The organism is Pararhodobacter zhoushanensis (assembly GCF_025949695.1).
Taxonomy (GTDB): Bacteria; Pseudomonadota; Alphaproteobacteria; order Rhodobacterales; family Rhodobacteraceae; genus Pararhodobacter; species Pararhodobacter zhoushanensis_A.
The window spans coordinates 3292928-3306463 of the sequence record NZ_JAPDFL010000001.1; the positions used below are offsets into that span (position 1 = coordinate 3292928).

Genomic DNA, 13536 nt, shown 5'->3' on the forward strand with positions numbered 1-13536 from the left:
TGCAATGAACGGGCGCGCGGCCCCTGCCCTGTTGCTCGCGGCGCTGATCGGCGCGGCAGGGCCGGCGGGGGCCGCGTGTCGACTGGCCTTGGCGCTGGCGTTTGATGTGTCGGCCTCGGTCGATGCACGCGAATACCGGCTGATGATGGACGGCACCGCCGAGGCCTTGCGCGACAGCCAGGTGCGGCGGGCGGCGCTGAGCGATCTGCCGATCGCGCTGGCCGCCTATGTCTGGGCCGGGCGGCGCGAGCAGGCGATTGCCGTGGACTGGGTGCTGATCGAGAGTGAGACGGATCTGGCCGAATTCGCCGACCGGCTGGGGGCTTTCCGCGACCGACAGGCGATCCCCTGAGCATCTGGGGCGGGCGCACCGGCGTCGGGGCGGCGCTGGCGGCGGGCGGGCGGCTGCTGAGCCGCGCGCCGCTGTGCGATGCGCAGACGATTGATCTGGCGGGGGATGGCGAGTCCAATGACGGGCCGGCCTCGGTCCGGCTGGAGGCGGTGACGGTGAATGCGCTGGCCGTGGCCGGGAACATGCCGCTCGATTATGACGGCGCGGTGGACGGGCTGGTGGGCTGGTACGAGGTCAACATTCTGCAAGGCCCGGGCGCATTTGCGCTGGAGGCGCAGGGGTTTGGCGATTTCGCGCGGGCGATGCGGGTGAAACTGCTGCGGGAGTTTTCGCCGTTGTTGTTAGGGGCAGTCGGCGGCGGGACGAGGGTGCGGTGAAACCACACCCCAGGGTGGGCGGACGATGGTGCGTTGAAAACGCACCCTACGGCGGGGGGGCTACGGTCCGAACGCACCCAACGGGCGTGCATAGGTAGGGTGCGTTTTCAACGCACCGCCGTTCGCGCCCCGCTCCCCGGCAACCGCTGCGTGTCATCGTCCAGCCGCAGCCCGCCTTCGGCGTGGGCGCGGGCGCGCTGGCCCATCGCGCGCGCCGCCGCAGCGAGCCCATCATCGCCGCCCTCGCCCAGCGCGTTCAACGCGTCCAGCAGTTGTGTCGCAACCTCCAGCATCCCTGCCCCGTCGCGCGCGATGGGGGCAAAAGCGGCCTCGACCATCTCCTCGGCGGTCCAGGGACGCACATAAACCTCAGGATGGTCAATCACTTCGCGCGGGTCGGCCTGAGACCAGTCCCACAACAGCCGCTCAAGCCGGGTAATCACCGCAATCGCCGTGCCCGGATCGTTGACAGCAGGCGAGAGCGCGCGCGAGGCGATCTCGCTGAGCACGGTCAAGGTATAGGCCGGGTCCTGCTCGAACGTGCGGTCATCACCGATCACCAGACAGGACAAAAGCGCGTCGGGGTCGCCGTCGCCGGTGACCTGCAGCACCGGCGCACCGCGCAGCACCGCCTGACCGGGACGGCGCAGCACCCAGACCGGGCCCTGCGCGCATTCGGCCAACCCCTTGACGTCGATCACCTGCAAGATGCCCGAGCGCCGGGCGGTCAGCGTCGTGACCACATCGGGCGTGACGATATCGTCACCCATCGGCGTCGCCCCCAGCGCGGGCTGGCGTCGGTGCGATTTCAGCGCCTTGCGCGCCTGCCCCTCGGCCCGGTCCAGCGCATCGCCAGTGGTGCCCATCGTGGTCAGATACGAGATCCAGCGGATCAGTGCGAACACCACGGAACCGATCACGGCAAGGGTGACACCCAGCACCAAGGGCGCCCCCCTGTCGAAACCGGCCTGAAACAGGATGAACGCGGTCAGCGCATAGACAAAAGCCCCGATGAAGATCCCCAGCACCGTCTGGGTCAACGGGTCCGAGATCATCAGCGTCAGGACGCGCGGCGTGGTGGTCTGCTGCGCCGAGCGGTGCGATTGCACCATGATGCCCAGCGAAAACGTCGACACCGCCAGCATGGACGAGGCGAGGATCTCCAGCACCGGCAGCACCGCCTTCGCGCCGATGCGGTCATCCAGCCAAGCAGGCACGAGGGGTGCCGCCAGATGTGCCGCCATCACGGCAAGCAAGGCGAGCACTGCAAAACCCGCAACGCGGAGCCAGAGCGCACGACCCAGCCTGCGCAACCAGAGGAGGAGGCGAAACAACGGGCTAGACGCGCTGTGCCGGGAAGCCGATCGCATCGAGCGCGGCGATCACTGCCGGTTCGGGCGCATCACCGCTGACGGTGACCCGGCGGTGCTCCATATCGAAGGCGGGCTTGGCCGCCAGCGGCGCAAGCGCCTTGTCAATCGACGCGCGGCAATGGCCGCAGCTCATATCGGGGACGGACAGCGTATAGGCGTGTGCCATGGCGGGCTCCTTTGTTGACGCAACGCTGCGCCGCCGGGCGCGGGGCGTCAAGTCTTCCACCCAGTGGAACGCCCGGACCTGCAGCCGGGTTCCTCAACTGCCAAACAACCGCGTCGTGCAATCGGCGATGGCGGCTGCGGTCGCGGCGGGAACCGGATAGAGGATATCGGCGACCATGACGCTGCCCTCGGGCAGATCGCCCTGAATCCACGCGGCCATCTGGTGCAGCGCCTGCGCGGCTTGCGGGCCGTAACGGCTCGGGTCTGCCTGCGGTGTACCCAGCCGCATGTCGTGCATCGGCGCGGAGAGGGTGGCCAGATGCGCGGTGAACCCTTGCCACAGCGCCGCATCCGCGTGCAGCGTCGTCACGCCACAAATGCTGCGCGCGATGTCGCGGCCACCAACCGTGAGGTAGTCATAAAGCTGCTCGGGCACCTCGGGCGCGACCTGCAGCCAGATCCGCATCAGCGGCACCGAATTGCCGTTCACGCTGGCCTCGCGCATCGCCATCAACCGCCGGTCCTGACTGATAATCGACCACGCCCCGCCCGGCAGCGCCAGAAACGGCCATGTCGCCACATCGGGGAACGGTGAGGCGTCGGCCTCGTCCGCCGTGAACTCGAACGTCACCGCCTCCACGCTGATCGCGCCCGAGGCACTGGGCAGCGGCATCGCGCAGCCCTCGGCCGCCGGGCTGGCGGCGCAGGCCTCCGTCGGTGCGCGCCACAGCACCGAAGCGGCGTGGCCCCCCTCGATGGTCAGCGCCTCGATATTGCCGGGCGCGAGGCCCAGCATATCGCCGACGGCCATCCAGTGACCGTCCAGAGTCTGGGCCTGAGCCGGCAGTGCCGCCCCGACAAGGGCAGCGAAAACGGCGGTGGGAACGATTCGGTACATAGCGGGCCTCCTGTGCGCCCTGATAGCAGCCCGGCCCGTTGTCAGCGAAGGGATTAGCGGCTAGGACGCGGCAGATCCCCGCTTTGCCCCCGATTGCCGCAGGAGTGCCCAGATGATCCCCGCCACGCACATTGATCCAGCCGTCATGGCCCGCCTCACCGCCCGCATGCTGCTGGATATTCAGGCCGTGCACTTCAACGCGCGCGAGCCCTTCACCCATGCCAGCGGCAACAAGGCCCCGACCTATATCGACTGCCGCAAGCTGATCAGCTTTCCGCGCATCCGCTCAACGCTGATGGATTTTCTGGTCGCCAAGGTGATGGGCGACGCCGGGTTTGAAGCCTTCGACAACATCGCCGGTGGCGAGACGGCGGGCATCCCCTTTGCTGCGCTGGTGGCCGAGCGCATGGCGCTGCCGATGACCTATGTGCGCAAGAAGCCCAAAGGCTACGGGCGCAACGCCCGCATCGAAGGGCTGATGTCCGAGGGCCAGCGCGTGCTGTTGGTCGAGGATCTGACCACCGACGGCGGCTCGAAACTCTCCTTCGTCGACGCGATCCGGGAAACCGGGGCCAGCTGCGGCCATACGGCGGTGATCTTCTACTACGACATCTTCCCCGAGACCGAACCGCGTCTGGCCGAGCACGGCGTGGCCCTGCATTACCTGTGCACCTGGTGGGACGTTCTGGCCGAAGCCCGTCGCGGCGGCGATTTCGACACCGAGACGCTGGATTCGGTGGAAACCTTCCTCAAGGCCCCGCGCGACTGGACGCCCCCCAGCCTCTGAGCCGGTCCAGTTTCTTTCGCAACCCCGCCAGCGGCTTGCGACTTATCCACAGCTCTGCCCCCAAAGATTTCACCCCGGCGCGTTGCCCCACGCGCCGGGGTTTGGCATAACGGGGCACGCCCCCCAAAGCCCCCCTTTTGCTTGGATGTCCAGATGACCGAGATCACCGCGATCTCGTCCCAACGCTGCCCCCTCGGCCGAACCGCTCGATGTCCTGCCCCATAACGTCGAGGCCGAGCAGCAGCTCATCGGCGCGATCCTGACCAACAACGAGATCTTCGACCGCGTGTCCTCGATCGTGAAGGCCGAGCATTTCTTCGAGCCGGTGCACAAGCGCATCTTCGAGATCACCGCCGCGCGCATCCAGAAGAACGCGCTCGCCTCGCCGGTGACGATCAAGGCCTTCATGGATGACGACGCCGGGCTCAAGGAACTGGGCGGCGCCGCCTATCTGGCGCGCATCGCCGGCGCCGCCATCGCCTCCTATGCGGCGCGCGACTATGCGCAGATGATCTACGATCTGGCCGTGCGCCGCGATCTGATCCAGCTGGGCCGCGACATCGCCGCCAAGGCGGCAACGGTGGATATTTCCAGCGAGCCCAAGGAACAGATCATCGAGGCCGAGCAGGCGCTCTACAAGATGGGCGAACAGGGCGTGGCCGAGCGGGGCTTCCAAAGCTTCCTGCGCGCCGCGACCGAGGCGGTCAACGTCGCCAACGCCGCCTATCAGCGCGATGGCGGGCTGTCGGGGATTTCGACCGGGCTTGACGATCTGGACAAGAAGCTCGGCGGGCTGCACCCCTCGGACTTGCTGATCCTCGCCGGTCGCCCGTCGATGGGCAAAACCTCGCTCGCCACCAACATCGCCTATAACATCGCCAAGGTGTACAAACGCGGGCTGCGGCCTGATGGCACCGAAGGTGCGATCAACGGCGGCGCTGTGGGCTTTTTCAGCCTCGAGATGTCCGCCGACCAGCTTGCTACGCGGATCCTGTCCGAGGCCGCCGAAGTGCCCTCGGAACAGATCCGCCGTGGTACGCTCAGCCAGGACGAATTGCGCCGCTTCATCGAGGCCGCCAAGACGCTGGAAAACTGCCCGCTCTACATCGACGACACCCCCGCCCTGCCGATCAGCCAGGTCGCCGCCCGCGCCCGCCGCCTGAAACGCACGCATGGGCTGGATGTGCTGGTCATCGACTACCTGCAACTGCTGCGCGGCTCGTCCAAGGAAAGCCGCGTGCAGGAAGTGTCCGAGATCACCCAGGGGCTCAAAGCCATCGCCAAGGAACTGATGATCCCGGTGATCGCCCTGTCGCAGCTCAGCCGCGCGGTGGAAAGCCGCGAAGACAAACGCCCGCAGCTGTCGGACCTGCGCGAATCCGGCTCGATCGAGCAGGACGCGGATTCGGTGATGTTCGTGTTCCGTGAAGAATATTACGCCGAGCGCGAGAAACCCTCGGACGACAAGCTCGACGAAATGGCCAAATGGCAGGAACGCATGGAACGCCTGCATGGCCGCGCCGAGGTGATCATCGGCAAGCAGCGCCACGGGCCCATCGGCACGGTCAACCTCAGCTTCGACGGCCAGTTCACCCGCTTCGGCAACCTTGTCCAAAGCTGGCAAGAAGGCGCCAACGACTACTGATCGCCTTTCATCTTGCTGAAAATACGCTCTTTTTCTCAAAGCCCGCCTGCGGGCTTTGAGCGGCGCGAGGGGGCTCGATGCCCCCGAGCGCCGGGGCCCGTCAGCCGAAAAGCGGCGCCATGGCCCGGGCAAAGGCGTCTGACAAAAGCCAGTCGTGCAGCCGGTCGAAGGCCGATGACGCAATCCGCTCGCGCAGCGCGTCATCGGCGCAGACCTGGCGGGTGACCTTGTCGAAATCCGACAGATCCCAGGCGACGGGGACATAGGTCTCCCAGGCCTCGAAAATATCCGGCGCGGTCTCGATATGGCTCATGTCGGGCTTCAGCAGCACCGCCCCGGCCATGATCGCTTCGTAATCGCGCCAGCAGACCTCGCCATAGCCGAAGGGCGAGAACCCCAGCTTCGAGCGGCTCATCTCGACCATGAAGCGCGGCAGCGGTACGCCTTCGCCCTTGAGCACGCTCAGCCCGTCCAACTGCGCCAGCGCCGTCTCGGCTTCACCGCGCATCCCCGCGTACCACGGCGTCCCACCCACTGCGAAACGGCCGTGCAGGTCGATGGGGCGCAGCCCGCGCGGGCGGCGGCTGGCCAGGGCGGGCAGGATGCCGGGGGCGGTCAGGAAAGACGGGCCGAGCACCAGCTTGTCCAGAAAACCCGGCGGGATTTCATGGCATTGCTCGGCTTCGTTGATATCATAGCGTCGGTTGAAATAGTCGGTCAGGTTGGTATCGCCGCGCGTCGGCTGACCATAGCGGCTGCGGTCGCGCAGCAGGTGTTTCTTGACATAGAGATCCACCAGCGGGTCCATGCGCGCGGCGTTGCGCAGATCGGTCGGCGCGAACCAGTCCAGACACACGATCCGCGCGCCGGGGTTCTGGGCGCGCAGGGTTTCGACCAGCCGGGTCAGGTCGGCATCGGCGATGTCAAAGGGGGTCTGAAACGCCACCACCGTGGCCCCGGTTGCCCGTGGCACCTCGCCGCGCAGCACGGCCCAGGTATCGGCCTCGCGCACTGACGCGCCGTAGAGGCGGTCAAGATCGGCGGCGTAGTGATGAAACGGATAGATCTGGCTTTGCGGGATCCGCTCGGGCTGGGTGACCAGCAACAGGCGTTCCGTCGCCCCTTTGGGGAAACCGCTGGCCATCGCACGCGCGCGCGCTGTCTCGGCGCGACGGCGGCGGGCGTAAAGCCGCACCCGGTTGGCAAAGACCTCAGTGGTCGGAATGGACATGGCTCACCACTTCCTCGCCTTTGGCTGCCGCCGCGGACAGACGGGTGGACAGGGCAATCAGGCGGCGCGCCTCGGCCGCATCCATGCCGCGCACGTAGCCGTTATGCAGCCGCAGAATATCCGACGGGATCCGGTTGAGCGGCGTTTCATGCAGTGTCGCGCGCACGCCTTGCAGCGCATTGCCCGGCCCGGCGATGGCGGCGATGCGCAGCGTATCCACTGCGTTGGCGACCCGGTGCAGCCGGACCTTGCTGAGCGGCTGGTTGCGATACCCCGAAGCGAAAGGAATATCGGCATAGGCCGGATAGGCGCGGAAGATGGCATCGTCATGCAGTTTCTGATCGCACGTCACGTCCCAGGGCAGTGACAGGCCCAGGTCGACGAAATCGGGGTCCAGATACGGGTTGAACACCATCGCCGCCCCGCCCATCACGGCGGTCGAGGTAAAGGAAATCTCGCGCCGCGTCCGGTGCCAGAACCAGAAGGCCTGATAGGGATCGGGCGCGTCGTCGTAGAGCTTCACCGCATCGGCAATCCGCGCGATGGCGGCGGCGTCCAGCGCGGGCGAGAACACCGCCCCTGCCCCGCCCTGATGGCCGGGACGGCTGATCACGCCGCCATGCCCCTCGGCCATGCCGCGCGCGATGCCGGTGTAATCGCCGCGCCGGGCGCGTTCCATGAAGCCCGCCGCCCAGTCGTCGGGGTTGGTCAGGATGTCGCCGCCGATGCCGTCGATGGCAGCATAGGCGCTGCCGCTGAGGAAATCATGCATCGGCATCATCTGCGCGTGTTCGTCGGCGCAGAGCTGGGTCATCAGCAACCCGCGCACGCAGTCGCGCAGGCGCAGGCGGGGATGGCCAAGGATGCGGTGGGTGACGCCGACGCGCCCGGCGACGGCGCGGGCCGACTGGACCTCGGCATTCAGGGCGCGGCCGCCGTGGTGGAAGGTCAGGCAGGTGTCGGGCTTGCGCCCCTGATGCGCCATCTCCAGCAGGATATGCCGCGAGTCGCGCCCGCCGGTCAGCGGCAATGCGATGGGGCCATCCCAGCTGCCCAGAAACCGGCTGATCGCGGCGCGGGGCAGTTCGATGAAAGCCTCGACCGCCTGCTCGCGGCTCAGGTCCAGCGTTTTGGGCGCAGGCGGGCCGCCGGTGATGCTCAGCTTGCCCGCGCGCCAGACCAGCCGTGAGTTCGGCGGCAGGGTGCGGATATGGCGGAAGGGCGTATCGTCGCCGACAAAAAAGCCGACCCGGTGAAAGACAGCCAGCGCCAGCTCATCGGGTTCAGGATCAGCCCCGGCTTGCAACAGGTGCAGGATCGACGGCGAGAGGCCGATCTGGCCACCCTTGGCATACACATAGAGGCTGAAATAGCCCATCGGATCGACGGCAGCCGACAGGGTTTCGCCGTCCCACGACCATTCCCCCCACAGCCCGCGCGGGCGCGCATCGCCGGGGACGCGCATGCGGTGACCGACCAGCGCGGCGGGGGTGCCGTCGACCTGCACGCGACCCTGCGACTGGGTGAGGAAGACAAAGGGCACCTGCGCCCCCGCGTCGATCCACGGCCGCGATTGCGCACTGGCCCCGGTCTGCAACGCGCCCGGGCTGGACTTGATGTGGTTCACTGCCTTGATCCCAACGCTCGGCCCGGGTCTTTGCCCGCTTGGTGACAGACTACCCCGACCGGCTGCGATCCAGCAAGCATAACCCCCGGTTTTGGGTTAATCGCGCGAAAAACCATCGCCGAAACCGCCATAAAGCCCGCCATGGAACACCAAAGGGGCACCGGCGCGATGGCGCGCCGACAGCACCCGGCCCACGACGATGGCGTGATCGCCACCCTCGTGCACCGCGTCCAGCGCGCATTCAAACACCGCCAGACAGCCCGGCAGCACCGGAATGCCCTGCGCGTTCAGCGCCACGCCCGGCAAATCGAACGCATGGCCTTGCTTGGCGAAATGGCGACCCAGCGCCATCTGATCGGCCCCCAGCACATGGATGGCGAAATGCGGCGCGGTGGTGAAGGCCTCGAACCGGCGCGAGAAGCGCGCGGGCGACCACAGCACCAAGGGCGGGTCGAGCGAAAGCGAGGCGAAAGAATTGGCCGTGATGCCCAACGGCCCCAGATCGCTGTTGGTGGTGATCACGGTCACGCCGGTCGCATAGGCCCCGAGCGCGTCGCGAAAGGCGCGTTCGGTTGCCGGTCCGGGCACAAAGGTCGAGGGCTCGGTCAGGTCAGTCATCCGGTCTGCGCGTGCGAAACTCATCAGGGTCTTCCTAGCGTAACTGCCCCCCTGAAAGCCAGAGAAACGGGGCCATTTTACGGCAAGATAAGCCGACGGCGGGGCGTTGCCAGTCGCCCTCGACATCGGAGGGGAGATTTCCTAGGGTCGTCGCTTCGCAAATTGAGAAGGCACCATGGCCCGCAAGATCATCATCGACACCGACCCCGGACAGGACGACGCTGTCGCCATTCTGCTGGCGCTGGCCTCGCCGGAGCTGGAGCTGCTGGGCATCACCTGCGTTGCCGGAAACGTGCCGCTGTCGCGCACCGTCATCAATGCGCGGATTGTCTGCGAACTGGCCGGACGGCCGGAGGTGAAGGTGTTTGCCGGCTGCGACCGCCCGCTGGCGCGCCCGTTGGTGACCGCCGAGCATGTGCATGGCAAGACCGGGCTGGATGGCACCGACCTGCCGGACCCGGTGATGCCGCTGCAAGACCAGCACGCGGTTGATTTCATCATCGACAGTTGCCGGACGCAGGAGGCTGTGACGCTGGTGCCGATCGGCCCGTTGACCAATATTGCCACGGCGCTGCAACGCGCGCCCGATATTGCCGCGAAGATCGACGAGATCGTCATCATGGGCGGGGCGTATTTCGAGGTCGGCAACATCACGCCCGCGGCCGAGTTCAACATCTACGTCGACCCCGAGGCGGCGCAGATCGTGTTCCGCTCGGGCATCAAGCTGACGGTGATGCCGCTGGATGTGACGCATAGCGTGCTGACCACCCGCGCGCGGATCGACGCGTTCCGCGCCCTGCCCGGTGCGGTGGGTCCGGCGGTGGCGGGCTGGACCGATTTCTTCGAGCGTTTCGACATGGCGAAATACGGCAGCGAGGGCGCGCCGCTGCATGATCCCTGCACGGTGGCGTGGCTGTTGCAGCCCGCGCTGTTCTCGGGCCGTCAGATCAACGTCGAGATCGAGACGGTATCCGAGCTGACCTTGGGCATGACGGTGGCCGACTGGTGGGGGGTTACCGACCGGCCGAAGAACGCGTTCTTTGTCGGCGGCTGCGATGCGGACGGGTTTTATGCGCTGCTGACCGAGAGACTGGGGCGGCTTTAAGCCTCTCGCCGCCCCAGGTCTCTTGTTAGTGCGGGGGCTGCCGCCCCCGGGCCCCCTGCTTCAAGGGGGACGCACGCGCCCCCCTTGAAAATCCCCCCGTGGATATTTCTCGACAGAAAATGCGCCGGTCTGGTGAAATGCTGGGCGATGTTGCCTTATTTTGCTGGCTACGTTTTTTATCAGTTGATAAAATTTTGAACCGTGGCAGTCTGGGAGAAAACAAGCACAAGCCAACCCGGAGGTAGCCCGTGACCCATTCCCCACAGACCGACGGCATCGTCGCCGCGCGTCTGGACAGCCAGACGCTGGCGGCGCATTTCGATGACATCTATCCCGATCTGGACCCGCATGAGGCGCGGGTGGCGGCGGATCGGTGCTATTTCTGCCATGATGCGCCCTGTGTGACCGCCTGCCCGACGGCAATCGACATTCCCCTGTTCATCCGCCAGATCGCCACCGGCATGCCCGAAGCGGCGGCGCGCACCATTCTGGGGCAGAACATTCTGGGCGCGATGTGCGCGCGGGTCTGCCCGACCGAGACGCTGTGCGAGGGCTCATGCGTGCGCGAGGTGGCCGAGGGCAATCCGGTCGAGATTGGCCGTTTGCAGCGCTATGCCACCGACGGGTTGCTGGCATCGAACGAGCATCCGTTCGAGCGCGCAGCCCCGACCGGCAAGCGGGTCGCCGTGGTGGGCGCGGGGCCGGCAGGGCTGGCCTGTGCGCACCGGCTTGCGATGCTGGGGCATGAGGTGGTGATCCATGATGCGCATGCCAAGCCCGGCGGGCTGAATGAGTACGGCATCGCCAGCTATAAGGCCGCCAACGGGATCGCGCAGGAAGAGGTTGACTGGCTGCTGCGGATCGGCGGGATTTCCATCGTGACCGACAGTGCTCTGGGCCGGGACGTGTCGCTGACCGAGCTGCAGGAGAGCCATGACGCGGTGTTTCTGGGCATGGGGCTGGCGGGCGTGAACGCGCTGCGCGCGCCGGGTGAGGATCTGGACGGGGTGCGCGACGCGGTCGATTTCGTCGCTGAGTTGCGCCAATGTGAGGATCTGAGCGCGCTGCCCATCGGCAGGCATGTGGTGGTGATCGGCGGCGGGATGACGGCGGTCGATGCGGCGGTGCAATCGCGGCTCTTGGGCGCCGAGCATGTGACGATCGTCTATCGGCGCGACCGGGGGGCGATGTCGGCCTCGGATTACGAGCTGGACCACGCCGCGACCGAGGGCGTGACGATCCTGACAAACGCGATGCCGGTGGCGGTGACTGGCACGGGCAAGGCGCAGGCGGTCGAGTTTGCCTATACCCGCAGCGGGCCGAAGGGGCTGGAGAAAACCGGCGAGACCTTCACCCTGCCCGCCGATCAGGTGTTCAAGGCGATTGGTCAGACATTGGCCGGTGCGCCCGAAGGCCTGACACTGGAGGGCGGCAAGATCGCGGTTGACGCGGCGGGCCGGACCTCGGTCGGCGGGATCTGGGCGGGGGGCGATTGCGCGGCAGGCGGCGAGGATCTGACGGTCACCGCCGTGGCGCAGGGGCGCGATGCGGCGCTGGATATTCACCGGGCGCTGACATGAGCGCCTATGCCCTGCCCGCCGAGGGCGGCTGCCGGTGCGGCGCGATGCGGTTTCGCGTGACAGCGCAGCCGATCATGAGCGCGGTGTGCCATTGCACGGGCTGTCAGAAAATGTCCGGCGGGGCGTTTTCGACGACGCTGATGGTCCCGGTGGCGGGATTTGAGGTGACCAAGGGCAACCCTGTGCGCGGTGGGACCAAAAAGCCCGGGCTGGTGCACAACCATTGCCCGGAGTGCCTGAGCTGGGTCTTCACCCGCATCGAGGGCGTCGACGCGTTCCTGAACCTGCGCGCGACCCTGCTGGACGATGCCACAGGCTTTGACCCGTTTATCGAGACCTACACCTCGGAGAAGCTGGCCTGGGTCGAAACCCCTGCCCCGCACAAATACGAAACCTTCCCCCCCATGGACGCCTTTCCGGCGTTGCTCGGGGACTACGCGACGCTGATCGCGTCAGAGGAGCGCTGAGATGGCAAACCTGACCTCTACTTTCGCCGGGATCAAATCCACCAACCCGTTCTGGCTGGCCTCGGCCCCGCCGACGGACAAGGAATACAACGTACGCCGCGCCTTTGAAGCGGGCTGGGGCGGCGTGGTGTGGAAGACGCTGGGCGAGGCCGGCCCGCCCGTCGTCAACGTGAACGGCCCGCGCTATGGCGCGATCTGGGGGGCGGACCGGCGGCTTCTGGGCCTTAACAACATCGAGCTGATCACCGACCGGCCGCTGGAGGTGAACCTGCGCGAAATGAAGGCGGTGAAACGCGACTATCCGGACCGCGCGCTGATTGCCTCGCTGATGGTGCCCTGCGTCGAGGAGGCGTGGAAAGCGATCCTGCCTTTGGTCGAGGAAACCGGCGCGGACGGGATCGAGCTGAACTGCGGCTGCCCGCACGGGATGTCCGAGCGCGGCATGGGCGCGGCGGTGGGGCAGAACCCCGATCTGATCGAAATGATCACCCGCTGGTGCAAGCAGAACACGCGGATGCCGGTGATCGTGAAGCTGACGCCGAACATCACCGATGTGCGCAAGCCCGCGCTGGCGGCCAAGAAGGGCGGCGCGGATGCGGTCAGCCTGATCAACACGATCAACTCGATCACCTCGGTCGATCTGGATGACTTCTGCCCGGAACCGGCGATCGACGGCAAGGGCACGCATGGCGGCTATTGCGGCCCGGCGGTCAAGCCGATCGCGCTGAACATGGTGGCCGAGATCGCGCGCTCAGCCGATACGGCGGACCTGCCGATCAGCGGGATCGGCGGGATCACGACATGGCGCGATGCGGCGGAGTTTCTGTCGCTGGGGGCCGGGAATGTGCAGGTCTGCACGGCGGCGATGACTTATGGCTTTGGCATCATTAAGGAAATGACGGCGGGGTTGAGCCTGTGGATGGACCGCAAAGGGTTCACCGAGGTTGAGCAGGTGGTGGGTCGCGCGGTGCCGAACGTGACCGACTGGCAGTATCTGAACCTGAATTTCGTGACCAAAGCGAAGATCGACGCCGAGAAATGCATCGGCTGCGGGCGGTGCTTTGCGGCCTGCGAAGATACCAGCCATCAGGCGATCTGGCAGAAGCCGGACCGTGTGTTCGAAGTGAACGATGCAGAATGCGTGGCGTGCAACCTGTGTGTGAACGTCTGCCCGGTTGAGGATTGCATCACCATGGAGCGCGTGGCGCCCGGCAAGACGGACGAGCGCACCGGCAAGGTCGTGTCGGCCGAGCCGGGCAACTGGACGCAGCATCCCAACAACCCGATGGTTCCGGCGGCTGAATAAGCCAG

Annotated in this window: 13 protein-coding genes and 1 pseudogene; 8 read left to right on the plus strand and 6 right to left on the minus strand. The window is 66.6% G+C overall.

Translation table 11 applies throughout. The features are described 5' to 3' along the window. The first annotated feature begins 4 nt into the window (after positions 1–4). Together OKW52_RS16360 and OKW52_RS16365 are read left to right on the plus strand one after the other, a co-directional pair. Complete coding sequence (locus tag OKW52_RS16360; RefSeq protein WP_264506660.1) at positions 5–352, plus strand: DUF1194 domain-containing protein; 348 nt, start codon at positions 5–7, stop codon at positions 350–352. A 56-nt stretch (positions 353–408) separates the two neighbouring features. Continuing rightward, positions 409–729: a DUF1194 domain-containing protein gene (locus OKW52_RS16365; protein ID WP_264507726.1), complete on the plus strand. Its 321-nt coding sequence runs from the start codon at positions 409–411 to the stop codon at positions 727–729. 107 nt (positions 730–836) lie between these two features. On the opposite strand, the gene OKW52_RS16370 is transcribed toward OKW52_RS16365, so the two are convergent. The 3 genes from OKW52_RS16370 to OKW52_RS16380 all read right to left on the minus strand — a co-directional run bounded on the left by OKW52_RS16370 (position 837) and on the right by OKW52_RS16380 (position 3165). Continuing rightward, positions 837–2099, minus strand: coding sequence for a DUF2254 domain-containing protein (locus OKW52_RS16370; protein WP_264506661.1), 1263 nt, complete (start codon positions 2097–2099; stop codon positions 837–839). After that, the gene (locus tag OKW52_RS16375; RefSeq protein WP_264506662.1) at positions 2068–2268 is read right to left on the minus strand and encodes a heavy-metal-associated domain-containing protein; all 201 of its coding nucleotides are present in this window, start codon (positions 2266–2268) and stop codon (positions 2068–2070) included. The genes OKW52_RS16370 and OKW52_RS16375 overlap by 32 nt, the downstream gene beginning before the upstream one ends. A 93-nt stretch (positions 2269–2361) precedes the next feature. Next, positions 2362–3165: a hypothetical protein gene (locus OKW52_RS16380; protein ID WP_264506663.1), complete on the minus strand. Its 804-nt coding sequence runs from the start codon at positions 3163–3165 to the stop codon at positions 2362–2364. A 112-nt stretch (positions 3166–3277) separates the two neighbouring features. On the opposite strand from OKW52_RS16380, the gene OKW52_RS16385 reads away from it, so the two are divergent. Both OKW52_RS16385 and OKW52_RS16390 read left to right on the plus strand, forming a co-directional pair. Further along, positions 3278–3952: an orotate phosphoribosyltransferase gene (locus OKW52_RS16385; protein ID WP_264506664.1), complete on the plus strand. Its 675-nt coding sequence runs from the start codon at positions 3278–3280 to the stop codon at positions 3950–3952. Positions 3953–4160: 208 nt separating this feature from the next. Further along, positions 4161–5597, plus strand: a pseudogene (locus OKW52_RS16390) (replicative DNA helicase); the annotation flags it as partial. A 100-nt stretch (positions 5598–5697) separates the two neighbouring features. Here OKW52_RS16390 and OKW52_RS16395 read toward each other — a convergent pair. The 3 genes from OKW52_RS16395 to OKW52_RS16405 all read right to left on the minus strand — a co-directional run bounded on the left by OKW52_RS16395 (position 5698) and on the right by OKW52_RS16405 (position 9097). Then, a complete protein-coding gene (locus OKW52_RS16395; protein ID WP_264506665.1) occupies positions 5698–6828 on the minus strand; it encodes a glycosyltransferase family 1 protein in 1131 nt (376 codons plus the stop codon). Further along, complete coding sequence (locus OKW52_RS16400) at positions 6809–8455, minus strand: asparagine synthetase B family protein (protein ID WP_264506666.1); 1647 nt, start codon at positions 8453–8455, stop codon at positions 6809–6811. The genes OKW52_RS16395 and OKW52_RS16400 overlap by 20 nt, the downstream gene beginning before the upstream one ends. A 96-nt stretch (positions 8456–8551) precedes the next feature. Beyond that, positions 8552–9097, minus strand: coding sequence for a flavin reductase family protein (locus tag OKW52_RS16405; RefSeq protein ID WP_406622278.1), 546 nt, complete (start codon positions 9095–9097; stop codon positions 8552–8554). Between the two features lie 151 nt (positions 9098–9248). Here OKW52_RS16405 and OKW52_RS16410 point away from each other — a divergent pair, with 151 nt between their 5' ends. The 4 genes from OKW52_RS16410 to preA all read left to right on the plus strand — a co-directional run bounded on the left by OKW52_RS16410 (position 9249) and on the right by preA (position 13531). Next, positions 9249–10178 (plus strand): nucleoside hydrolase, encoded by a 930-nt coding sequence (locus OKW52_RS16410; protein ID WP_264506667.1) that lies wholly within the window; start codon positions 9249–9251, stop codon positions 10176–10178. 248 nt (positions 10179–10426) lie between these two features. Then, the gene (locus OKW52_RS16415) at positions 10427–11758 is read left to right on the plus strand and encodes an NAD(P)-dependent oxidoreductase (protein WP_406622279.1); all 1332 of its coding nucleotides are present in this window, start codon (positions 10427–10429) and stop codon (positions 11756–11758) included. Beyond that, the gene (locus tag OKW52_RS16420) at positions 11755–12225 is read left to right on the plus strand and encodes a GFA family protein (RefSeq protein WP_264506668.1); all 471 of its coding nucleotides are present in this window, start codon (positions 11755–11757) and stop codon (positions 12223–12225) included. Before OKW52_RS16415 ends, OKW52_RS16420 begins: the two co-directional genes overlap by 4 nt. Position 12226: 1 nt before the next feature. Beyond that, complete coding sequence (gene preA / locus OKW52_RS16425) at positions 12227–13531, plus strand: NAD-dependent dihydropyrimidine dehydrogenase subunit PreA (RefSeq protein WP_264506669.1); 1305 nt, start codon at positions 12227–12229, stop codon at positions 13529–13531. Positions 13532–13536 lie beyond the last annotated feature (5 nt).

Bases quoted from the DNA above. Each gene is read 5' to 3' on its own strand.
- OKW52_RS16410 (WP_264506667.1), top strand. From the start codon at position 9,249: ATGGCCCGCAAGATCATCATCGACACCGACCCCGGACAGGACGACGCT.
- OKW52_RS16420 (WP_264506668.1), top strand. From the start codon at position 11,755: ATGAGCGCCTATGCCCTGCCCGCCGAGGGCGGCTGCCGGTGCGGCGCG.
- preA (WP_264506669.1), top strand. From the start codon at position 12,227: ATGGCAAACCTGACCTCTACTTTCGCCGGGATCAAATCCACCAACCCG.
- OKW52_RS16395 (WP_264506665.1), bottom strand. From the start codon at position 6,828: ATGTCCATTCCGACCACTGAGGTCTTTGCCAACCGGGTGCGGCTTTAC.
- OKW52_RS16375 (WP_264506662.1), bottom strand. From the start codon at position 2,268: ATGGCACACGCCTATACGCTGTCCGTCCCCGATATGAGCTGCGGCCAT.
- OKW52_RS16370 (WP_264506661.1), bottom strand. From the start codon at position 2,099: ATGCGATCGGCTTCCCGGCACAGCGCGTCTAGCCCGTTGTTTCGCCTC.
- OKW52_RS16405 (WP_406622278.1), bottom strand. From the start codon at position 9,097: ATGAGTTTCGCACGCGCAGACCGGATGACTGACCTGACCGAGCCCTCG.
- OKW52_RS16380 (WP_264506663.1), bottom strand. From the start codon at position 3,165: ATGTACCGAATCGTTCCCACCGCCGTTTTCGCTGCCCTTGTCGGGGCG.
- OKW52_RS16360 (WP_264506660.1), top strand. From the start codon at position 5: ATGAACGGGCGCGCGGCCCCTGCCCTGTTGCTCGCGGCGCTGATCGGC.
- OKW52_RS16385 (WP_264506664.1), top strand. From the start codon at position 3,278: ATGATCCCCGCCACGCACATTGATCCAGCCGTCATGGCCCGCCTCACC.